This window comes from Acinetobacter stercoris, from assembly GCF_900323515.1.
GTDB lineage: Bacteria > Pseudomonadota > Gammaproteobacteria > Pseudomonadales > Moraxellaceae > Acinetobacter > Acinetobacter stercoris.
Map to the genome: position 1 here is coordinate 1 of NZ_OOGT01000045.1, position 22,612 is coordinate 22,612.

At 37.6% G+C, this 22,612-nt stretch carries 23 protein-coding genes; 6 read left to right on the plus strand and 17 right to left on the minus strand.

Annotated features, from left to right (window positions below; translation table 11 throughout):
* Window positions 1–119 precede the first annotated feature (119 nt).
* Window positions 120–1,277 carry an FAD-dependent urate hydroxylase HpxO gene (gene hpxO, locus KPC_RS06835; protein ID WP_121973660.1) on the minus strand — a complete coding sequence of 386 codons (1,158 nt, stop codon included), beginning with the start codon at window positions 1,275–1,277 and terminating at the stop codon, window positions 120–122.
* Between the two features lie 207 nt (window positions 1,278–1,484).
* Here hpxO and alc point away from each other — a divergent pair, with 207 nt between their 5' ends.
* Entirely contained in the window at window positions 1,485–2,489 is a 1,005-nt protein-coding gene (gene alc, locus KPC_RS06840) for an allantoicase (protein ID WP_121973661.1), read from the plus strand.
* Window positions 2,490–3,005, plus strand: a complete 516-nt coding sequence (locus tag KPC_RS06845; RefSeq protein ID WP_407641980.1) for an ureidoglycolate lyase — start codon at window positions 2,490–2,492, stop codon at window positions 3,003–3,005.
* Between the two features lie 36 nt (window positions 3,006–3,041).
* Here KPC_RS06845 and uraH read toward each other — a convergent pair whose 3' ends face one another.
* The 4 genes from uraH to KPC_RS06865 all read right to left on the minus strand — a co-directional run bounded on the left by uraH (window position 3,042) and on the right by KPC_RS06865 (window position 6,204).
* Window positions 3,042–3,362: a hydroxyisourate hydrolase gene (gene uraH, locus KPC_RS06850; protein WP_121973662.1), complete on the minus strand. Its 321-nt coding sequence runs from the start codon at window positions 3,360–3,362 to the stop codon at window positions 3,042–3,044.
* Window positions 3,359–3,862, minus strand: a complete 504-nt coding sequence (gene uraD / locus KPC_RS06855; protein ID WP_171334435.1) for a 2-oxo-4-hydroxy-4-carboxy-5-ureidoimidazoline decarboxylase — start codon at window positions 3,860–3,862, stop codon at window positions 3,359–3,361. Before uraD ends, uraH begins: the two co-directional genes overlap by 4 nt.
* A gap of 98 nt (window positions 3,863–3,960) precedes the next feature.
* A complete protein-coding gene (gene puuE / locus KPC_RS06860; protein ID WP_121973664.1) occupies window positions 3,961–4,923 on the minus strand; it encodes an allantoinase PuuE in 963 nt (320 codons plus the stop codon).
* Between the two features lie 195 nt (window positions 4,924–5,118).
* Window positions 5,119–6,204, minus strand: a complete 1,086-nt coding sequence (locus tag KPC_RS06865; protein WP_228212183.1) for an aromatic ring-hydroxylating dioxygenase subunit alpha — start codon at window positions 6,202–6,204, stop codon at window positions 5,119–5,121.
* A 203-nt stretch (window positions 6,205–6,407) separates the two neighbouring features.
* Between KPC_RS06865 and KPC_RS06870 the strand changes: the two genes are divergently transcribed.
* Complete coding sequence (locus tag KPC_RS06870) at window positions 6,408–6,884, plus strand: MarR family winged helix-turn-helix transcriptional regulator (protein ID WP_121973665.1); 477 nt, start codon at window positions 6,408–6,410, stop codon at window positions 6,882–6,884.
* A 91-nt stretch (window positions 6,885–6,975) separates the two neighbouring features.
* Here KPC_RS06870 and pobA read toward each other — a convergent pair whose 3' ends face one another.
* On the minus strand, window positions 6,976–8,190 hold the full coding sequence (pobA, locus tag KPC_RS06875) for a 4-hydroxybenzoate 3-monooxygenase (RefSeq protein ID WP_121973666.1): 1,215 nt from the start codon (window positions 8,188–8,190) through the stop codon (window positions 6,976–6,978).
* Between the two features lie 149 nt (window positions 8,191–8,339).
* Here pobA and KPC_RS06880 point away from each other — a divergent pair, with 149 nt between their 5' ends.
* Window positions 8,340–9,149: an IclR family transcriptional regulator domain-containing protein gene (locus KPC_RS06880; protein ID WP_121973667.1), complete on the plus strand. Its 810-nt coding sequence runs from the start codon at window positions 8,340–8,342 to the stop codon at window positions 9,147–9,149.
* 328 nt (window positions 9,150–9,477) lie between these two features.
* Window positions 9,478–10,455, plus strand: a complete 978-nt coding sequence (locus KPC_RS06885; protein ID WP_265735825.1) for an LD-carboxypeptidase — start codon at window positions 9,478–9,480, stop codon at window positions 10,453–10,455.
* A gap of 102 nt (window positions 10,456–10,557) precedes the next feature.
* On the opposite strand, the gene pcaG is transcribed toward KPC_RS06885, so the two are convergent.
* The 8 genes from pcaG to KPC_RS06925 form a co-directional block, all read right to left on the minus strand.
* Complete coding sequence (gene pcaG / locus KPC_RS06890; RefSeq protein WP_171334436.1) at window positions 10,558–11,193, minus strand: protocatechuate 3,4-dioxygenase subunit alpha; 636 nt, start codon at window positions 11,191–11,193, stop codon at window positions 10,558–10,560.
* Between the two features lie 11 nt (window positions 11,194–11,204).
* A complete protein-coding gene (gene pcaH, locus KPC_RS06895; protein ID WP_121973670.1) occupies window positions 11,205–11,930 on the minus strand; it encodes a protocatechuate 3,4-dioxygenase subunit beta in 726 nt (241 codons plus the stop codon).
* 31 nt (window positions 11,931–11,961) lie between these two features.
* On the minus strand, window positions 11,962–12,360 hold the full coding sequence (gene pcaC / locus KPC_RS06900) for a 4-carboxymuconolactone decarboxylase (protein ID WP_121973671.1): 399 nt from the start codon (window positions 12,358–12,360) through the stop codon (window positions 11,962–11,964).
* A 12-nt stretch (window positions 12,361–12,372) separates the two neighbouring features.
* Window positions 12,373–13,728: an MFS transporter gene (locus KPC_RS06905; protein ID WP_121973672.1), complete on the minus strand. Its 1,356-nt coding sequence runs from the start codon at window positions 13,726–13,728 to the stop codon at window positions 12,373–12,375.
* A gap of 39 nt (window positions 13,729–13,767) precedes the next feature.
* Window positions 13,768–14,556 carry a 3-oxoadipate enol-lactonase gene (pcaD, locus tag KPC_RS06910; protein ID WP_121973673.1) on the minus strand — a complete coding sequence of 263 codons (789 nt, stop codon included), beginning with the start codon at window positions 14,554–14,556 and terminating at the stop codon, window positions 13,768–13,770.
* Window positions 14,553–15,911: a 3-carboxy-cis,cis-muconate cycloisomerase gene (gene pcaB, locus KPC_RS06915; protein ID WP_121973674.1), complete on the minus strand. Its 1,359-nt coding sequence runs from the start codon at window positions 15,909–15,911 to the stop codon at window positions 14,553–14,555. The genes pcaD and pcaB overlap by 4 nt, the downstream gene beginning before the upstream one ends.
* A 63-nt stretch (window positions 15,912–15,974) precedes the next feature.
* Complete coding sequence (locus tag KPC_RS06920) at window positions 15,975–16,634, minus strand: 3-oxoacid CoA-transferase subunit B (RefSeq protein ID WP_121973675.1); 660 nt, start codon at window positions 16,632–16,634, stop codon at window positions 15,975–15,977.
* 19 nt (window positions 16,635–16,653) lie between these two features.
* Window positions 16,654–17,325, minus strand: a complete 672-nt coding sequence (locus KPC_RS06925) for a 3-oxoacid CoA-transferase subunit A (RefSeq protein ID WP_121973676.1) — start codon at window positions 17,323–17,325, stop codon at window positions 16,654–16,656.
* Window positions 17,326–17,614: 289 nt separating this feature from the next.
* Between KPC_RS06925 and pcaU the strand changes: the two genes are divergently transcribed.
* Window positions 17,615–18,439, plus strand: coding sequence for an IclR family transcriptional regulator PcaU (pcaU, locus tag KPC_RS06930; protein ID WP_121973677.1), 825 nt, complete (start codon window positions 17,615–17,617; stop codon window positions 18,437–18,439).
* A gap of 26 nt (window positions 18,440–18,465) precedes the next feature.
* On the opposite strand, the gene KPC_RS06935 is transcribed toward pcaU, so the two are convergent.
* The 3 genes from KPC_RS06935 to tynA form a co-directional block, all read right to left on the minus strand.
* Entirely contained in the window at window positions 18,466–18,825 is a 360-nt protein-coding gene (locus KPC_RS06935) for a hypothetical protein (RefSeq protein ID WP_146196629.1), read from the minus strand.
* 132 nt (window positions 18,826–18,957) lie between these two features.
* Window positions 18,958–20,250 (minus strand): hypothetical protein, encoded by a 1,293-nt coding sequence (locus KPC_RS06940; protein ID WP_228212184.1) that lies wholly within the window; start codon window positions 20,248–20,250, stop codon window positions 18,958–18,960.
* Window positions 20,251–20,302: 52 nt separating this feature from the next.
* Entirely contained in the window at window positions 20,303–22,588 is a 2,286-nt protein-coding gene (gene tynA, locus KPC_RS06945) for a primary-amine oxidase (RefSeq protein WP_121973680.1), read from the minus strand.
* Window positions 22,589–22,612: the final 24 nt, after the last annotated feature.

The window sequence follows — 22,612 nt, forward strand, 5'->3', positions numbered from 1 at the left end:
GTCCTACATTCGATGGCTTAACTAAAAGTACATCTTAAAATAAACTGCTTCCTTGCAATATTCTTTTCATTTTATTTCTTTGCCTTAAAATATCGTATTTCTTATTTTTTTCTTTAAGATCAATCCAATGGATTGCCAATAATATTACTGATAATGCCGTTCATAATATGTGATCCTTTCTCCTTTCTAAGTTCTGCATACCATTGTTGAGTTACTTCTTCATCTTTCATATGTGTTACATCACATCTTTTTCGTGCGCGTAAAACAAGCTCATTTGCTCTTTCATTACGTTTTTCCTGATAACGTCGCAAAGCATCTTCCAGACTTAATGTATTGATTTGCAATGATCTTGCTAAATAAATTGCATCTTCCATTGCTTGACACCCACCTTGTCCAATATCAGGTGTCGTACTATGAGCAGCATCACCAACAATCACGGCACGACCTTTATAAAATTGTTTAAATGGTTCTATATCATGAATTTCAACACGATTAACTTTATCTGGATCTATCTGATCAATCAGATTCTGAACAGGTTCACACCATCCACTAAAATAATCTTTCAGTTTCTTTTGATAGTCTTTTCGATTGTTTTCCAAGCCTGCTGGTAATGGAACATCAAAAAAGAAATAAAATCTATTTTGGGCTACTGGCATCAATGAAACACGTTTCCCCTCACCTACAAAGGTTGTCCATTGATCTGCTGGTGTCAGTTTATCTGAAATTTCCACCAGACCATTCCAGTTGACATAGCCTGCATATCGTCTTTCGACCTGTTCCCCCAAAACATAACTGCGTGTTATCGAATGTGTCCCATCTGCTCCTATTAAAAGCTCACACTCAACTGATGTTCCGTCTGCAAAGTCTAGATGTACCCGATCATTTTGTTCGGTGAGCGATAACATTTTTTTACCCAAACGAATATTTTCACGCCCAAATTCATCCATAAGCATATTTTGAAGTTCGGCACGTGAAACAGGATATGGTCGTTGCCCAACCTCTTCTATAAGTGGAAGTAGACTAAATTGGGTCATCGTGTCACCAGTTAAACCATCGATATAAGCCAAATTGTCCATTTGTCCACCAAGTTTGGCGACACGTTCAGTCAACCCTAGATAATTAAGACATTTAACCCCGTTTGACCATAAAGAAATCGCTGCACCTACAGGCAATATTTTTTCTGTTTGTTCATAAATAGTGACGTGATGCCCAAATTTTTTTAGTGCAATCCCTGTGGTTAAGCCTCCCATTCCTGCACCAACAATAACGATCTCCATCCATCACTCCTTCTCTATAAAATCTCACTTTTTTGAAAAGCTAGAACCGTGCCAGTTCTTGATGTAATTCGTCATAGTCGAAAAAGTTGGCATACGCTGTGCATTTAAATCTATGTAATCCCACATATTTATAAATTTAAATTACCTCTGGTTTTAAATTTTTGTGATCAATATACATGTGATAATCAAGATAACTGGATGATATATATGGCGACACTGCATGCTCCTGAATTTGAAATTCCAACTGAATACCAGCATTTGACAAACCTGGCAGATGCCAGAATTGGTGCAAAAGTGACACAATGCTCTGATGAGTTTTTTGCTGATGCACAGCGAATGCTGCAATTTGAAGCACCTATATTTGTAGAAGGTAAATTTGATGATCATGGAAAGTGGATGGATGGATGGGAAACTCGCCGTAAACGTATTGCAGGCTATGACTGGGCAATTATAAAACTCGGTGTTGCAGGAACAGTCTCAGCTCTAGATCTGGATACAACTTTTTTCACAGGAAATTACCCAGCATCTGCATCGGTTGATGCATGTTTTGCACCAGATGATGACTTAAGTCGAGTGGAATGGATCAATATTCTAGAAAATTCTGCTTTAGCTCCTAGTCAACACCATCTTTTTAATATTCAACATCAACAATCGTTCACTCATTTACGTTTAAATATATTCCCTGATGGCGGGATTGCTCGTTTTAGAGTTTATGGTCACGTCAAAATTGAGTCTAAATATAGTGATGAAAATCTGGATCTGGTCGCATTAAAAAATGGCGGGCGGGTTGTGGCATATAGTGATGCCCATTTTGGACATCCACGTAATCTTATCAATCCTGAACGTGCATTAAATATGGGCGATGGCTGGGAAACAAAACGTCGTCGTGCACCAGGTTTTGACTGGTGTATTTTAGCACTCGGGCAAACAGGAATTATTGAAAAAATTGAAATTGATACCGCTCATTTTAAAGGCAATTATCCTGATGAAGTTTCAATTCAGGGCATTTTTATAGAACAGGCAACCGATGCTCAGCTTATATCACAAAGTATGTTTTGGCCATTTTTGTTACAAGCACAAAAAATGCAAATGGATCATATTCACACTTTTGTTGATGAAATTATTTCAAAACAGAAAATTTCACATATACGTATCAACATGATTCCTGATGGTGGAATCAGTCGTATTCGTTTATGGGGGAAAATTGCATAAATGGCTACAAAAAACATTAGAAAAATAGTTCATATTCAAGAGCTCAATTCCACCAACTTTAACAGGTATGGTGAAGTAATTGAGTGCAATCAGCATGATTTTTTTTATATTAATCAGCGGCATACTGAACGCTATCATGCTATTGCTGAACATCATGTAGATGATCATGCCCATGTTGGGATCAGTATTTTTAGGAATATTAAACAAACTGAACTGCCTTTTAACATTCAGATGCTAGAACGTCATCCACTTGGTTCACAAGCTTTTATTCCTATGACCGGACAGAAATTTTTAATTATTGTTGCTCCTGCTCTCACCCAGGATCAGCCAGACCTTTCCAGACTTCAAGCTTTTATCAGTAACGGAACACAAGGGGTTAATTATCAGGCTGGTACTTGGCATCATCCTCTACTGACTTTAGAAGCCCCAAGTCTTTTTAGTGTTATCGACAGAATTGGTGATGGCAATAATTGCGATGTCTACAACTTTCCATTTTCTATTACCATTTGTCCTTGATGATTAAGCGCTTGTAACAAAGCGCTTATTTATTACTTAACTACCACGATATGTTGAATATGAGAATGGACTAATCAGCAAAGGGACATGATAATGCTGTGTGATATCTATAATTGAAAAATAAATAACTATTTTCGGGAAAAAAGTTTCTATTTCCAGTTTTTTGAAATAATCACCTATAGAAAATTCTAAATAATAATCACCTTTTTTCAATGAAGTTAAAGCAAAATCTGACACACGTCCGTCAACATTTGTTTTAGATTGAGAAAGTAAATATCCCTCGCCAGAAAATAGTTTTACCTCAACATCTTTTGCAGGTTTACCCAAATTTGTATCCAGAATATGAGTACTAATCATGATTGAATTTCCTTTGAGAGTCTAAGCAAAGCAATTTCCATAAGCTGTTGGTGAACTATTTCCTGTTCAGTTTTCAAGTCATTGTTTAATCGACAATTTAATGCAATTAATATCTCTTCTGCATTTAAACCATAAGCCTTAATCAAAAAAATAAAACCAAATTTTTTTTCATATGCCTGATTTCCCTGTTCAAGTGCTTTCTGGGTTTTATGATCTATCTTGATTGCTGCTTGCTCTTTATCAGAAAAAGCCTGTTCTTTTTCACTTAATGTTTGATGCGCCTTACGTTCACCAATTCTTGGATGCAAATCAAGAGACTGCTTTATTTCATTCCAAGACCAACTTTGCGCCTGTTGCCAGGCAAAAGATAAAAGCTGTTCTATTGAATTAAATGCTTCATGTTGTGTAATAACATCAACCCAGGAGGAAATATTCACACAATGTCTAAGCATAGCCTTTTTGTTTGAAGCAGATAATTGATTAAATTCTTTCAGATACACAAAGTATAACCTTCTAAACATTGATATATGTAAAGAGCAATTTTGATGCCAACACAAATATATATTATTGAAAAATAAATTAAAAATATAAAATCGAGTTAAATCTTATGGTGCTGATACCAATGTTCGGCAATATCCCCGCGTCTACATATCCAGATATCATCGTAGCTCTGTAGATAATCTAAAAAGCGTTGTAAGGCTCTGAAACGTGCAGGTCGCCCCAAAATACGGCAATGCATTCCAATTGACATCATTTTTGGATAAAACTCACCTTCAGCATACAGTACATCGAAAGCATCCCTAAGATATTGATAAAACTGTTCCCCACTATTGAAACCACCAGGAGAACAAAATTTCATATCATTGCACTCTAATGTATAAGGGATAATCAGATGTGATCTGGATTCACCATGGCTATTGGTCAGTGATGTCCAAAATGGCAAATCATCTGCATAATTATCACAATCATATTTTATTTGAGGAAACTCAGCTAAAAGCTCTCGAGTGTTGGGACTATCACGACCAGTATACCAACCAATAGGAGCATGCCCGAATAAAGCTTCTAGAACACTTATTGCCTGATCCATATGTTGTTTTTCAAGTTCCATATCTACATCTTGATAATGTAACCAACGCTGACCGTGCGAGACCACATCGTAATTTGAATTTTGAATAGCTTCTACAATATATGGATTACGAATCAGTGCCATTCCCACAGCAAAAACTGTCATCGGCAAATTACGTTTTTTGAACTCTTGATGTATTCGCCAGAACCCTGCCCGAGCACCATATTCATACATCGAATCCATAGACATATGCTTCGCAGGAAAACTTTGTGCACCAATAATATCTGATAAAAATTGCTCTGAGCCTGGATCACCGTGTTCCACATGACTTTCACCACCTTCTTCGTAGTTCAAAACAAATTGCACAGCAACTCGCGCCTTGTTTGGCCAATTCGCTTGAGGAACACTACCATGATAACCAATAAGATCGCGTGAATATTCTTGATTTTTTATCGAATCTATTAATGCCTGTCCTCTTAAATAGCTTGTCACCACTTTTTAAAATCCTGATTTAATCTTTTGAAAATTAAATAAACAATAAACATGCCAGATCCAAGCCATTATTGATGATGCTAGATAAAAACCGCATCAAAACTAAACAAACCCTAATATATTCGGTTAATTTATTTTTATAATTGAAATAAAAATGCCAGCCAACTGACCAGCATTTAAAAATATGAAAGGCTTATCTCAAATTAGTGATTCTATCATCCGTCTTGCACGAACAAGTCCTACATCGATATGTATTCCAACCATATCTGTACTTTCAAATTGTTTTAAGTTTTTAAATTGATCTTCAATGACAATTTTATCCTCATCAAAGGTTAAGCGTGTCTGTTCTATCACAACATTTGCAATATTTTCTCTATCCTGTTTAGGATTAGTTGCCATTGTCCAAAAATAGTGACATGTCTCATCTGTTTCTGGTGTGATACCGTGGAAGCCACGCATATTAAATCCATTACGATCTGGATTTTCCAGACTGTCCGAACCTGCATCTATTCCCCCAGTCCAAATTCGAATATGTGAAACACGAAAATCGATTTCCTGCCAACGATCAATCTTGGATTTGAAAGGATATGCCATCGCATATGTTGGTGGTGGATCAGAATCAAACATATGACGTTTTACAATAACCTGATCTTCATTTTGAACAACTTTCATTTCAGCATTCATGTGAATTTTTGCGTTACCGCCGATGGTTTTTAAATGCACATATGCCAGATGACTCAAGTCCATTAAGTTATCGTGAATTAGTTGATAAGGTGCCTGATAATGGTAAACATCTCCATCATATAAATAGTCAGGATGTTCATGATATGGATAATCAGGTACATCTGAAATATTAGGTTCAGTATCGAAACTATACCAAAACCAGATTATTCCTTGCTTTTCAATTAAAAAATAGGATTTGACTTTAGCTTTCGCAGGAATGCGATCTTGTCCAGGTACTTCTACACAATGACCATATCCGTCATAAAGCAAACCATGATAACCACAGCGGATTTGACCATTTTCCAGTGTACCAGATGAGAGAGGCATGCCCCGATGACAACAGCGATCTTCTAGCGCGACAGCCTTGCCTTCAACATTGCGAAAAATAATAAGCGGGATATTGAGTACTTTTCTTGAAATCAGATTATCTTTTAACTCTTTAGATAAGCCAACTACATACCATTGATTTTTTGGGAATTTACTCTTACCTTCCTGTTCCTGCTGTATAGAAATTCTATTCTTATCCTGAATAAAATCATTCATATTCATATTCATATTCATATTCATATCCTTATACCTGGTCTCTACACTTTTAGTAGAGATGCTTCCATCTTATTTTGTTGACAATTTTACAAACACGTCCTTCGTGTTATTTGTATAAAATTAAAACAATATAGTTGCTTAGTCAACTATATTGTTGTGTAAACAACAAAATAAAAATATAGCTGTGCTACTATTTTGAAAAATGGTTTATTTTTAAAATTATGAGTACAAAAAAATCGCTTGAACTAGATCGTTATCTACCTGCACTTATTACATTTTTTTCAAATAAAATGTCAGCAGGCGCATCACAAATCTATGCACATTTATTTGATATGCACGTTATCGACTGGCGTATTATTTCTATGCTTGCCGTTGAACCCAATATCTCTGCTAGCCGAATATGTCAGGTCATAGGGTTAGATAAAGGTGCCGTCAGTCGTGCCTTATCAAATCTAAAAAATAAAGGTTTTGTTGAAATCTCGGCAGATAAAAAAGATAGTAGAGCGACTAAAATAATGCTTACTTTAGCTGGAACTCAGTTACACGATGACATGTTCAAAGTCGCAATGGAACGTGAACAGTATATTTTTGCCTCTTTAGCAAAAGAAGATAAAGAAAACCTGATTCGTATCATGCAACAACTCAATGCAAATATAGAAGAAGTGAACGAATATTTTTCCGAGAAATATCAACTTTAACTTATTGTTTAAAATAAAAGAATAGAAAATGTATTGGTGTTATTCCAACAATAAAAAGTGCAATTTACACTTTTTATTGTTATCTTCTGATCTAGCTTGCTTGTTTTATATTTTCAAACTGTCCAAGCTCATATGGTAAACCGACATAGTTTTCTGCCAACGTCGTTTGCCCTGCTTCAGAACTTAATATATAAGCCAACTCGGCTTGCTTGATCTTGAGATCAAATTCACTTTCAGTCTCAAAACGATGCAATAGATGTGTCATCCACCAAGAAAAACGTTCTGCTTTCCATACACGTTTAAGGCATTTTTCTGAGTATTCATTGATCCCTTGTTCCGAACCCTCTAAATAATATTCAATGAATGCACTAGACAGGTAGGCAATATCTGAAGCGGCTAAATTCAAACCTTTAGCACCCGTTGGTGGGACTATATGTGCTGCATCACCTGCCAAGAATAATTTTCCAAATCGCATAGGTTCGGTAACAAAACTGCGTAAAGGTGCGATGCTCTTTTCTATAGATGCCCCAGTAACCAGATTTTTTCGACTTTCTTCATCCAGTCGTTTACCAAGTTCTTCCCAAAAACGCTCATCTGACCAGTCTTCAACTTTATCAGTCAATGGAACTTGTAAATAATAACGACTACGCGTGCTGGAACGCATACTACATAAGGCAAAACCTCGTTCTGACTGAACATAAATTAATTCATCGGAAACAGGAGGAACATCTGCCAAGATACCTAACCAGCCAAATGGATATACTTTTTCGAAAGTATTGATTTTATCTTGAGGTACACTCGCCCTACATACTCCATGATAACCATCGCAACCAGCGATAAAGTCACAATTCACTTTATAATTCATGCCATTTTTATTGAATGTTACATGAGGTGATTGTTCAAAATCATGGATTTTTACATCATTGGCCTCATAAAATGAAATCAACTCTGCTTGCTCACGTGCATGCATCAAGTCTTTAGTAACTTCAGTTTGCCCATAAACTGTGACTTGCTTACCATGTGTTAAACCCGTTAGATCAATACGATGTTTTTCACCATTGGTTAAAATTTCTATCCCATGATGTGGCAAACCATATTCTCGAAGATGCTGGTCAACACCTGCTTCTTTTAATAAATCAACCGAAACCTGTTCCAATATACCGGCACGAATCCGAGAAGCGACATATTCACTACTACGCTGTTCTATGATGATATGTTGTATTCCAGCTTTGTGTAATAACTGTCCTAGCAACAAACCTGCTGGACCAGAACCGATAATTGCAACTTGTGTATTTAAAATTTCCATATTTTTCTCCTCGTCCTCTACTTTTAAAATTAATTTTTTTCTCTAAAATCAGCTATAGTAAAAACAGGATTTTTACCGAAATACGGCAAGCTTGTCCGTATATCGGACAAAACATCATGCATATGATGTTAAATATGTAAGGAATACATGTGAGATACGATAAAGTTGAAAATAAAAGTTCTGGTGAAACAATATCAAACGATGATTTTATTGCAGGTCTAGCTAAAGGATTAAGTTTGCTTGAGGCTTTCGGCATTGATCGCCAGAAACTTAATGCCACTCAGGTTTCCGAACGTACAGGTATGAGCAGAACAGCTGCACGACGCTATTTAAAAACACTTAAATTTTTAGGTTATCTAGATGGTGATGATCACTACTTCTGGTTAACACATAAAGTTCTTCGTTTTTCCAGTTCTTATCTAAGCTCTGCATATTTACCTAAAATTGCTCAACCGATATTAAATATATTATGTGATCAGACTTCTTTGACATTTTCAGTTGTCGTGCTCGATGATGATGAAGTCGTTCCAATCGCAAGAAGCTTTATGCCTCAACTGGATAATCTACGCTCTAGTCCTTATGGCATGCATTTAGGAAACCGTTTACCAGCCCATGCGACCTCAACTGGAAAAATACTCCTTGCAGCTTTGAGTCAAAATGAACAAAGACAATGGTTTGAAAAATATGGTCTCAAGCGCCTTACACCTTTTAGCATCCAGAAAGAGGAAGATTTTTATCAAGTCTTGCAACAGGTCAATTCTCAGGATTTTTGCTTATCCAAAGAGGAACATGAACTTGGAGTTATTGCGATTGCTGTTCCTATCTTAAATTCTCAAGGTAAAGCAGTTGCTGCACTCAATTGCATGTCTCAAACCAATCGGGTTACTGAAAATTACTTGATCGAAAACATATTACCTTTGATCCGCAATACTGCTTATGAGATTAGAGCAATGTTATAAGGTGAGATAATCACACACAAAATAAATGATCATTTGATTTACAATTGAAAATCATTGAAATAACAGTTGAAACTGGGAATAAACTACTTATAGGATTTGTTTTTCTCAGCATAATCAACCAAATTAATCTATATTGATTATCTAAATATTTATAGATATAGAGAATTGTTTAATTTATGAAATTAACCTAAATACTAAGTGTTTTATTTTTATAAAATATTGTTTTGATTTTTACTTAATAATTATGAAAAGTTTGAAATTTTTATCAATAATAGCAATTTCATGCTGTTTTTCACTTTCTCACGGCTATGCTAAAGAAACCATTTATTTGATTTCAAGTTCTTCTGCATACGATGAAAGTTATATTCCAATGATTGTTAAATCTTTTAATAACAAGGGCTTCAATGTAAGCACACAATATCTAGATCAGCGTCTTTCCGATTTTGGCTACGTCAATACCGATCGTGAGCGTGCTAAAAATCTGGTGAATGCTTTAAGCAATCCTCAAGTAAAATACCTATGGTTCGTCCGAGGTGGTTCAGGTGCTTTAAACTTATTACCTATATTGGAAAGCAAAAAAGAAGTTATTAAAAAAACTTCGCCGAAAGTTTTAATCGGTTTTAGTGATGTCACTGTAATACATTATTTTATAAACAATTATATTGGATGGAAGTCTATACATGGTACAACTGCTGCATCTGGTAGGGTGATCAATGCTTCCTCAAATTCAGATCTTTCAAATCAAGCAATTTCATCTCGCTCAGCCAATAACGCTTTAGTTCAATCAAAGCAATCAGATGAGTCCTCACTACAAACAGATGCAATCGAGCAAATATTTTCCAGTATAAATAACGGCATCAAATATCAAGGGCTTTTACCTTTAAATCAATCTGCTCATGTTTCTCAGTTAAATGGCCGCCTAACAGGCGGAAATCTGACTTTGGTTCAGACATTATTTTCCACAACATATGAAAAAAACTGGAATAATAAAGTATTGTTACTTGAAGATGTTAATGTCACGTATAAACAATTAGATCGCTTGTTACATCAATTATTATTTAAAAAGGATTTTCATCCGAAAGCAATTGTCTTCGGACAGTTTTACCCGAATAAAACCAATGATGGTGAACGTTTAATCTATAAACAAGTCATTCAATCCTATGCAGATCAAACTAATATTCCAGTTTATTATTATCCGTATTTTGGGCATGGCAAAGTGAACCAACCCTTTATTTTAGGTGAGAACGCTAAAATTTCATGTAATAAAGATTCTGATTATTGCTCAATTGTGCAAAATAAAATGTGATCCGGTTTGCTTTTGAAAATTAATACGCCTAGAGCTTTCAAATAGTATAAAAACTCAACTGCATATTGCTTTGCAGTTGAGTTTAAAGTCTAGCAAACTATCTTATATATCAAAAAAAACAGTTTCATTTTCACCTTGTATATGAATATCAAAACGATAGATTATTTCTCCATCCCGTTCTAAACGTTTCGCTATCAGGGTCTTACGACGTGGCTCCCACTCGATACCATTTAAAATCGGGTCTTGTGCATTTGCCTCACTCTCATCCTCAAAATATACGCGAGTGTTAAGTCCCATATTGATACCACGTGCGAAAATAATGAGATTAATATGTGGAGCCTGGATAGTCCCTTTTCGTCCTGGAACTGTTCCTGGTTTAATGGTATTAAAGTGCCAGATACCTGACTTAAAGTCAGCACCCGCACGTCCCCATCCCATGAAATCCGGATCAGCCTGTTTATCTTGAAAATCAGCTTGGCTAGGATAGACCCCATTTGCATCTGCCTGCCAGATTTCAACTAGCACGTCTCGTAAAGGAACACCAATACCATCAAATACCTGACCTTCAAGACGTATACGAGTTCCCTTTGGATTGTTTTTAGTCAGGTTATTATCAAAGTTATGTTCAAATACTTCTATTCCAGCTTGTTGAGGCAATAAACCGATATGTACATAAGGCCCACCTGTTTGAGATGGTGTTTCATGTAATTCCTGAAAATTCCAGCCATTCATAACGATCACTCCATCAATCAAAATAATTCATTTTCAAAAAATGTTTTACGACGACCACGAAGTGTGATGTCAAAACGATAGCAACGGCTATCTGACTCGATAAAGTTACTTTTATCTTCGAGTGCAATTAATGCCCTGCGCTGTTCTTCTGAAGGGATCGTGCGAATGATCGGACATGTATTAATCAATGGATCCCCCTCAAAATAGAATTGCGAAATTAAACGCTGTGCCCAGCCATCCGCGATTAATGAAAAATGAATATGTGCAGGACGCCATTCATTGATACGGTTACGCCAAGGATAAGGACCAGGCTTAATAGTACGGAAAATATAAAAACCATTCTCATCAGTCATCATACGCCCACAGCCACCAAAGTTCGGATCTAAAGAACCGATATATTGGTCATTGGGATGTCTGTAACGGCCAGAAGCATTGGCTTGCCATACTTCAAGTAAAGCATTCTTTACAGGTCGTCCAAATTGATCACGCACATAACCATGAATCACAACCCGCTCGCCTATAGGCAAACCATCTTTCGCACAGTTTAAAATCAGGTCATTGTCTTTAGCCCCAAATTGATCAGCAGAAAAATGTGGTGCTGTAACTTCAGAAAGTGTTTCCCCAATTGAAATCAGCGCATTTTTTGGTGATCTTAATACACTGGTTTTATAACCTGGTGTGTAAGCTGGTGGATGATCATCTGTATTACGTTGAGCATAAGCTCCCCAAATTATTTGAGACATTTATCTCTCCTTTTAAGCTTTTAGATTTTCCCTAATCTTCTGTACTGGTGTCTGAACCGAGCTCTTTAAACACTTCCTCAGCCATATGCATAGCAGCGTTTGCAGCGGGTAGACCGGCATACAATGAGGAGTGGATAAATAACTCTTTTAAATCATCCCTGGTTACACCATTGTTGAAACATGCACGGATATGCATGCGTAATTCATCATTTCGCCCTAATGCAAGTAAAATCGCAATTGTCACTAAACTCCGTGTATGACGAGGCATTCCTGGACGTGACCAGACTTCACCCCACGCATAACGACTAATAAAATTTTGAAAGTCGGAGTTAAAATCATTTAAATTTTCCAGTGATTTTCCGACATGTTTTTCACCTAAAACCTCAGTACGAACCTGAATTCCTTGCTGATAACGTTCTTCATCATTCATAAAAAATTCCTCTTAGGTTGCATCTGTATGGGCAACAAATGATTTGATTAAAATGGCAATTGCAGCAGCAGTCGCTGGTATGAGTAACAAACTTAAAATCGAGGTAAACGACCAGTGATTTCCTAATAGCACCGCACCGATCCACGCACCAAAAACTGCACCGAAACGACCTATTCCTGTCATCCATGCAACACCGGTTGCCCGGCACTGGGTTGGATAAAACCGTGTACTCAATACTGGCATCGCTGTTTGGGCACCATTAGCAGCCATACCGGCACACAAAATAAATACTGCTAGCAATGTCGGATTATTCAGACTTTGCCCAACAATAAAGGCAAACACGCCTGCTAAAAAATAAAACCCGGCAATAACACGGTTAGGATTAAAACGATCCATCGCCCAGCCAATAAATAAGGCACTGATCACACCACCAAACTGAAATAACCCACCGATAAATGCAGCACGCTCCATGCTCGCACCAGTTTCACGCATTAATGTTGGTAACCAGCTGGTTAATAAATAGATAATGATTAACCCCATGAAGTAGGTAAACCACAACAGCACTGTTCCTTTTGCATATGATTTTGAAAAAAGCATTGCAAATACTGATTTTTTATCAGAAGTTTCAGTTTTTTCTTCTGGGACATGAAACTCATATATACCTTTTACTTGCTCAGGTGCGATACGACTGAGAATTTTTCTAATTTTTTCAGTTGAACCCCCTTTAACAATCAAGTAGCGATAAGATTCGGGTAAAACCAAGATCACCATTAACATCAAAATTAATGGTGCCCAACCACCCACCAGAAAAAGACTGTGCCAACCAAAGTTAGGAATTAACCAGCTACTTAAAAAGCCGCCAATTGCCATCCCGAGGTTGTATCCACAAAACATACAGGTCACAAGCAAGGAACGAATACGTGCCGGGCAATATTCAGAGAAAAGTGTGGTTGCATTTGGCATGGCTGCACCAAGCCCTATACCTGTAAGAAACCGAAAAATGACCAGTTGATCAAGGGTTGTTGAATATGCACAGGCAAGTGTAAACCCGCCAAAAATAAGCATTGCTACTGTCAATACTATTTTTCGTCCAAAACGATCTGCTAATGGACCTGAAAATAATGCACCAAAGATCATTCCCCCTAGTGCCGCGCTCATAACAGGTCCAAGCTGTGATTTTGCTATCCCCCAGTCTTGAGCCAGTGCAGGAGCAATGAATCCCATTGCTGCTGTATCTATACCGTCTAAAAAAACGATAAGAAAACAAATGATTGCAATCATCCATTGATATTTTGAAAGTGCTGCATTATTGATTAATGCTTGGGCATCTATTCCCTTTTGCAGGGTATGACTCTCCTGAGACGCCATCTTTGACTCCTTTAGGCTAATTCCATTTAAACGTCTAAATCACTGAGTGCTATCTATAAAGTTAGACAGTATTTGATTAAACTCATCAGGGCATTCAATATTTGATAAATGTGAAGCTTCTATTTTTGCAATCACACTATCTTGTACCCGCTCTTTGATGACCTCTCCATCCTGAACAGTTGTTACAGGATCTTGAGTGCCACATATAACCAATGTTGGTTTTTCAATTTGTGCCAACGCTGTCCGAACATCAGCATATGCCAAAGCACGACAAGCATTGACATACCCCTGTGGAGGTGTATGTGCCAAACTCAATATAGTTTTTTGTGCAAGTGGGTTATGCTGATAATCAAATTTATGGCTAAACCATCGGCTATGTGTGGTCTTTGCCAGATCTGACAAACCATTGACTTCAACCTGATTAGCACGATTTAACCATGCATCCGTTTGTCCTATTTTTGCAGCTGAATTCGAAACAGTAATACTATAAAAGCGGTCTGATGCATTTATTGCCAACCAGAGTGCTGTGATTCCTCCCATGGAGATACCACAAAAATGCGCTTGTCCAATATTTAAAGCATCCAGGATATCAATGACATCCTCTCCGAGACTGGCAAGTGTTGTACCCTCTATTACATCACTTTTACCATGACCCCGAGTATCATAACGCACCACCCTGTAACGATCTTTGAAATACTCAGCCTGACCATCCCACATTGTCTTGTCAGTACCTAATGAGTTTGAAAAAATTATTACAGGGGTACTTTCTATACCTTCAACTTGTATTGAAATGGTCTTGCCCTGACGATTTATAATGCTATCCATCAATTTGCCACTCCTTTTGCACATTCCAATACAGCATCGATCTGATCTTGAATATTGCCTAGATACAATTCTGGATTAAACATATCGTTTAATTGCTTAGCACTAAAGTTTTGTTTTATTTGATCTATTTCAGCAATCACGTCCTTTAGATGGAGTTTTTCCTGAACCGCCTTTTTACATGCTTCTTCAACGAGTTCATGTGCATTTAAACGTCCTGTTTTCGGTGCTAATGCCATCATGACCGCTTCTGCCATAATCAATCCATACGTGCAATCAATATTACGCTGCATATTTTCAGGATTGATTTCTAAACCCTTTAGGACATCTGTAGTACGTGTAAGCGCTCCTGCACAAAGCTGGAATATTTCAGGCAATGCCAACCACTCGGCATGCCATGACCCTAGACTGCGCTCATGTTCCTGAACCATACTTTGATAAATGCTCGACATGAGTGCTGGAACACGGTTTGCTGCTGCTAAAATACTTGCAGCTGCAACTGGATTACGTTTATGTGGCATTGTCGAAGAGCCACCACGCCCTTTTGCCGTCGGTTCAAACAGCTCTGCAATTTCAGTCTGCATCATCAATGACCAGTCACGTGCCATTTTTCCAGTATTACCAGTCACAATCGCTAAAAAATTTGCAATTTCTACAATACGGTCGCGTTCACCGTGCCAAGTACATTCTGGAACTGTTAAGCCCAACTCTTGGGCATATGCTTCAACCACTGCTGTTCCCTGATCTAAAATAGATGCCAGAGAACCAACCGCACCACCTAGCTGTGCAGTTAGTACACGTTTTTTCATCTGTGCCAAGCGATCTAGATCACGTTTAAAACTACTCGCCCAACGGGCAGTTTTATGCCCTAATGTAATCGGTAAGGCTTGCTGTAACCATGTACGACCGATCATGACTTGATAACGATATTTCTCTGTTAGTGACAATGCCAATTCATACGCCTGAAATAATTGTCTCTCGATCAGTACAAGTGCATCTCTCGCCTGTAATATCGTTGCAGTATCAATAATATCCTGACTGGTTGCTCCCCAATGCACATAACGCGACGCGTCTTCATCTGCTGATTTCACAGCTGCCGTAAACTGTTTTACAAATGGGATCGCAACATTACCTGCCAGACCAGCAGCTGTTGCCAAGGCATCAAAATCGATGAAATCAACGCCATATTCCTGAGCCACCTGAGCAATCACATTTGCAGCAAATTCTGGAATTACGCCAACTTTTGCTTCAGCTCTCGCCAATGCAACCTCAGCCTGAATCATATATTTAAGCAATGCTCGATCACTAAAAACATCTGTAACTTCAGGCTGATAGAATAAGCTTGCATATAGATGACTCATGGTGCTCTTTCCCTTATCTCTACAAATTACTCTTTAATTATCAATACTATTTCTTACTCATATTTATTGACTATCTGAAGTTTGATCAACCAATTTTGCACCAGTTAAACTTTGTAATTCTTCAAAACTTAAACCTGCAACTTTTTCGATGACTTTTAGACCTTCTGACGTCACATCTATCACACAAAGATCTGTATAGATACGATCGACACAGTGTTTTCCTGTAACTGGGTAAGTCAGTGATTCAACAATTTTCGGTTCACCTTTCTTGGTCACATGATCTGTGGTGATAAATACTTTTTTAGCACCTACTGCCAGATCCATTGCACCACCTACAGCCGGGATAGCATCTGGTGCACCTGTATGCCAGTTTGCCAAATCACCATTTTCTGCAACCTGAAATGCACCCAATACTGCAATATCAAGATGACCACCACGCATCATCGCAAATGAGTCACCATGATGGAAAAAACTGCCACCCGTTAGCATCGTGACAAATTCTTTACCTGCATTGATGAGTTCTGGATCTTTTTCACCCGCAGCAGGTGGTGGACCAAATGCCAATAAACCATTTTCAGAATGTAAAAATACATCTTTATCAGCAGGTAAGTAACTTGCAATTTTAGTTGGTAAACCAATCCCCAGATTGACATAAGCTCCATCTGGAATATCCTGTGCAACACGTTCTGCAATCTGATCGCGAGTTAGTTTGTTATAGCTCATGATTTATCTCTCCATCGGATTACTGTGCTGATTTAACTGCAACAACGTGTTGAACAAAAATACCTGGGGTGATGATATGTTCAGGATCTAAAGCGCCAAGTTCAACGACTTCTGAAACCTGGGCAATGGTACAATCTGCTGCCATTGCCATGATTGGACCGAAATTACGGGCTGCTTTGCGATAAACCAGATTTCCCCAACGATCACCTTGTTGTGCTTTAATCAGTGCAAAATCGGCACGAAGAGGATTTTCCAGAACATAGTCTTTACCCTCATAGTTCAGTGTTGGTTTTCCTTCAGCCAGTAAAGTCCCAAAACCAGTTGGTGTATAGATTGGACCGAGTCCCATACCCGCAGCTTGGATACGACAGGCGAGATTGCCTTGAGGAACGAGTTCTAGCTCGATTTTTCCAGCACGATAAGCTTCATCAAAAATATAAGAATCCGATTGGCGCGGGAAAGAACAGATGATTTTACGAACAGCATCTGCTTTGATGAGTTTGGCTAAACCGTAATCGCCGTTGCCTGCATTATTATTAATAATGACCAGCTCTTTTTTTCCCAATTCAATTAAGCCATCGATGAGTTCAGTAGGTTGTCCTGCTGTACCAAAACCACCAATCATGATGGTTGAACCGTCCTTAATCTTTGAAAGTACTTCGGTTAATGAAGCTGAACTTTTATCGATCATGAGGCAACTCCGTTTGCAATGTATAACTAAGGTAAAACTCTACTCAACATATATAAGCGGTTTAGATGAAAATTTAGAGAATCACCAATCCCGAGTGTTTTCATTAGAATTCCTTGATGCATTGTTATGCGTTTTTTTGAATTGTTCTACCTTAAAAATGCAATTTTGTTCGATGTTTAACATTATTGTGCGGTGATCGAACATTTGTTCTATTTTATACTATAATAAAGTTGGTATTTGATTAACCTAAATATTTATAACTATCACATGAAATGGAAATAATCTAGCAATGGATAATGCAAAGGACGTGGAAAAAAATATTTTACAGAATCCTGATAACCAGAAAACCATACGACATGAAGACTTTGTTGCAGGGATTAGTAAAGGTATGTCAATTCTAGAATGCTATGGTTCTGAAAGACATCGACTCAATATCAGTATAGCTGCGGAAAAAACAGGACTTACCCGAGCAGCCGCAAGGCGACATCTACTTACACTGGAATATCTGGGTTATCTGGAATTTGATGGTCATTATTATTACCTTGCTCCTAAGGTACTAAAGTTTTCTGGCGCGTATTTGAGTGGTTCACAGCTGCCTAAAATTTGTCAACCATTATTAAATTTGCTTACAACACAAACCTCCCTGATTTTTTCGGTCATGGTTCTGGATGGCTATGAAGCCATTACGATCGCACGTAGTGCAGCACATCAGCAGACAGACCGCGTAAACCCATATGGATTGCATTTAGGCAATCGCTTGCCCGCACACGCAACATCAGCAGGTAAAATTTTACTAGCACATCTTGAACCACATGAACAAAAACAATGGCTAGAAAAATATCCATTAAAAGGTTTGACGAAATATAGTTGCACAGATAACGTGAGGTTTCTCAATATATTGGATGAGATCAAAGAACAGGACTGGTGTTATTCCAGTGAAGAACATGAGCTCGGTGTACATGCTTTGGCTGTACCCATTTATGGACCAAAAGGTAATGTAGTTGCAGCATTGAATATCGTGTCACCGACTATGCGAACTACAAAAACATATTTAATTCAACAAATTTTACCATTATTACAAGAAACTGCACGTGAGCTCAGAAATGTTATTTAGCTATTTAAAGGCCTGAATCCGGATAGCTATTCTTTAGAACGATCCTGCATACACATGAACTTGGCATCTTGACGATACTTTTCAACTGCTAAATTTTTACCATTTTCACCATCATAAAATGGTTGTCGATAAGCTTCCTGTGTTAGATCGTAGCTTAATTTGGCAACAAATAGTCCCATTTTAGAAGATTGTGGGTTTGTCTCACTTATCTCTTGAGCTTTTTCTTTTATAATTTCAGATTGTTTAATTGCTTCATTTAAAGGTAATCCACTTTGCCTTTCAAACATAATTTTTCCGGCAAGTTCTTCTATCTGATCACATATTGAATCTGCATAAGCTGTATTAAATAAGCTTAAAACAGCACAAAATGCCATTATTTTTCTCATGAAGTTTACCTAATTATTATCACTTTTAATAATCTAGCAAATGAAACTTAAAAGTTAAAGTCATTCTGTATAGTCTAACTTCAATTTGATCAATAGTCCCAACCCTGAAACTATTGATCAGCTTTCTCAAAACTAGTACAAATATTGCAAAATTAACTGTCCATATGTATTGGTTTTATCATTTGGCACTTGGGTTCCTAAATGATAAATATCATTTTTCGGCTTATAAAAACCGATCAAAGGAATTACATTGATATTCTGTGTAGGTGACCATACTGCGAAAACATCAACTTCATGCCCATCCAGATTTTCATAAGTTTTTTTAATCGTATCAAACTTATATGCCAGTAATCCCAAGTGTAGATTTTCTTTAACCGAAGCTTGTAAAGACACCTGATGAATTCGTGCATTGGAGTTAAATGGTCCAGCATAATTTCCTGCCACCTCCCCCTGAAACCATGTGCCAAAACCAGCATCAGTATTTCCATAAAATAAAGAATCATAATTTTCTGAAAATGAAGAAAAACGGTAACCTAGCGTTGGTTTATATTTCAACTGATCAAATGTGTAATTAACTCCAACATACCAAGCATTTTCATTGTCATGCTTTTTATCTTGATAAACAAACTCTGCAGCTACTCCTAACTGCTCATTAATTTTTGTTTTCCCCCTCACAGCAATATCTTTCAGATTTTTACGATCTGTTTCATTTGCAGGGTCATCAACATCTGTGATTTGTAAATATGTCAATCCAATATCATTGTCTGCAAAAGTATATTGCCAGTCTGTTGCCCATAATTTAGGCTGGTATTGAGCTTTATTGTCTGATTCAAGATACATCCAGCGAGTGTTCAATCCTGCAACCGGGGTATAATTGATGACTGTTGTAAAGTCAAAAGATCTTCTGGCTGCCAGATAATATCCGCCACCACGATTCAGCTCATCAGCTATTCCTTTACCAAGATTTAAAGCATCGCCAGCAACTAAAAATCCATCACCAATAATGACTTTTTGGCGGCCTATACTGATATCCAATGTTGCATCCTGTTTATCGCTAGCGGTGTTTTTATAACCAATCAACCACTCATCGACCGATGTTTTATGTTCATGCCCTGTCGTAAAACCACCAGCATCCCCATCCCCCATTGTGGCCGAGCTTATACCAATTAAATGAGCATATAGTGATGCGTTCGAAAAATCATATGTGCTTTTGAAGCCATACTTGGCATAGATTTCATGCCAATATTTATGTGTTTCTGATTCAGGATTATTATAGCTTTTATCACTATAAAACATCCCATAAGTGAGTTCTGCAGTCGGCTTGATGCTAAAACCATCTTTTGAATATACCCATTCCGCATGTGTTTGCATTACACAAGTTGCCAACATGCTAAAAGTTAAACTGTGTCTTAAGTATTTTTTCATAATCGTATTCTTTATAAAGAAAGGATCAACAGATGTTGATCCTTATAAAGTTTTAGTGAGTGTGTGGTTTTTGTTCACCAGAATCTAAGGTTGGTGTGCTATCAAAGAAGTTCCATGGTTTAAGCAAGGTATAAACCCATTCTGTTGGCATAATCGGCCATTCTTCTGCCCGTGCAACATGCGTTGTTCCTGTCGTCATCCAAACCACAAGGTCTTTGTTATTAATGCTATCGTTGTTAGAAACAAATTTTCCTAGACCTGTATCACTATTTGAACGATTAGAATATTTACCTTCTGGGAAACGCTCATTTGGATCATATTTCGTCACCCAAATCTGTTTATCCATAAAACTGAGACGTTTAAATATCCACTCATCTTTGGCAAAGTTTGCACCTTTAGCGATCGGATGTGTCCCTCCAGCATATGGAATCATTTGATAAGAAACGGGATTCCCCATGCGGTTTTCTTTATTTAAATTTGTTAATAATCGAATAGTCGACGGATCAAATTTTTGTGCGGCATCCTGTTCTGTGCCAACAACTCGCTGGTTAATCTCCATTGCACTTGAGCGTGGTCCTCCACGAGTATTTTTCACTACAACAGGATCAAGCTCCATAAAACTGTTATTGTCACCATCTACATCCATATCCAAACGGAAGTTATAGATATGCTGATGAGTTGTTCCCACAATATTATGATCAATCAAAGTACCGAAACGGGTATCTTCTTTTGCTGTAGGATCATGCATAGTACGTGCTTGCACGCCTTTTACAGCCTCGATTCCTGTTGCACCAGCATTAATCCCGATAATACCGTTATTATTAAATACCCAATCGAAAATATAATCATAGTTTCCTACGGTACTAATCCAGCGCACCACTAACTCACGACGCTCTGAACTAATATTCGGTTGCCCCATTTCCTGATGTTTAAACTCAGGTCCTGCATAACGTTCAAAAATCGCAATTGCATTTGGAATATGCTGAGGTTTGCCTGTAAAGTCTGCAATTACAGCATCGAGCAATACAGCATTATCTGGAGCATCAACACCTTTTTGGATTGAAGATGTAAGTGTTCCCATACCATATTCACCAGAATCCAGATAGGATTTGAAATACCAGCCAATATCTGGATCTCCATAAGGTACAACCATCCCGCCAAGGTTGCCTTCATACATCACCTTGCGTTTTATACCTTTATCCTTATACGTCACAGTACCAAGCTGTAAACCTACACGAGAGTCAATGCCAACGTGAAAACACCAAGGTCCCCAATGTATTGTTTGTCCTGTAATAGAAAAGTTTTTACCCTCTGGCTCTAAGATGTTCAAAGGCTTAAATTGACTCTTATTTTTTTGTGCAATTGGATTCGGTTGCATAGGGACTGGAATAATAGCGCCTTCTTCCAGTTTGATGATTTTCTTTTTATCTAAATCAACTACAGCAACAAGATTTTCAATGGGATGTGCCCAATAGTTACCATCACCAGTATCCAGATACGAAACAACTTTTAAAACATTAAGTTCATGATTTAAACCATCCTTACCACCAAAATAACCTACTGTTAACGGTGTGGTAACGACCTTGCTCACATCGTGGATACCCCGTTTCGCTAAAGCCTGTTTATATTCAGGGCTTTTTTGAATCACATCCTGCACAGTTAGCCAGTTATCATATAGCACCATACCATGTGTATTGTTTAGCACATTCCATTTAGTGACTTGCTGTGTTTTTAAATTGACTTCCCCTTCAATCGCACTATTACCCTTAAACAAAATAAATGAAGCCAATCTGTCATCTGTATATGCTTTATTGTTTAAAAAGAAATCCCAAACTTTCTGTTTATCAGGTTCTTTAAGTTTTAACTCACCAAAACGCATGTTTGGATAAGCATATTTTGATTTACTAATAATCTGAAATGCCTGATTAATTTCAGTTTCAGATAAGCCATTCATTGGATGTGCTGTATTTTCAATCTTAAAAGTCTGATCTAAGCCTGACTGGAAAACTTCAGTAGCAAACTCTTTGCTCACAACTGGTTTTCCATTTTTTTCGAGCAAAGGAACACTGACCTTTAATGGCTTACCATTCACCAAAACCGTGTTTGAATTTGGCTTGGCACGTACAACAACCGAACCTTTAGAGATCGTATAAGTATTGGTAAAGTCATCTTTTTTTACATCCGCACCAAAATCGCTCATATTTTGGTATAAAGGCAACATTGTAGCTGCCTGCCCATGTGCTAAAGCTTGCTGATGAAGCGAGAATAATGCTGTTGCAACTGTGAAGTTAACCCCAATCCATTTTTTTAATGACTGAGTGATTACATTATATTTCATCTAATAAATATCCATTTAATTAAC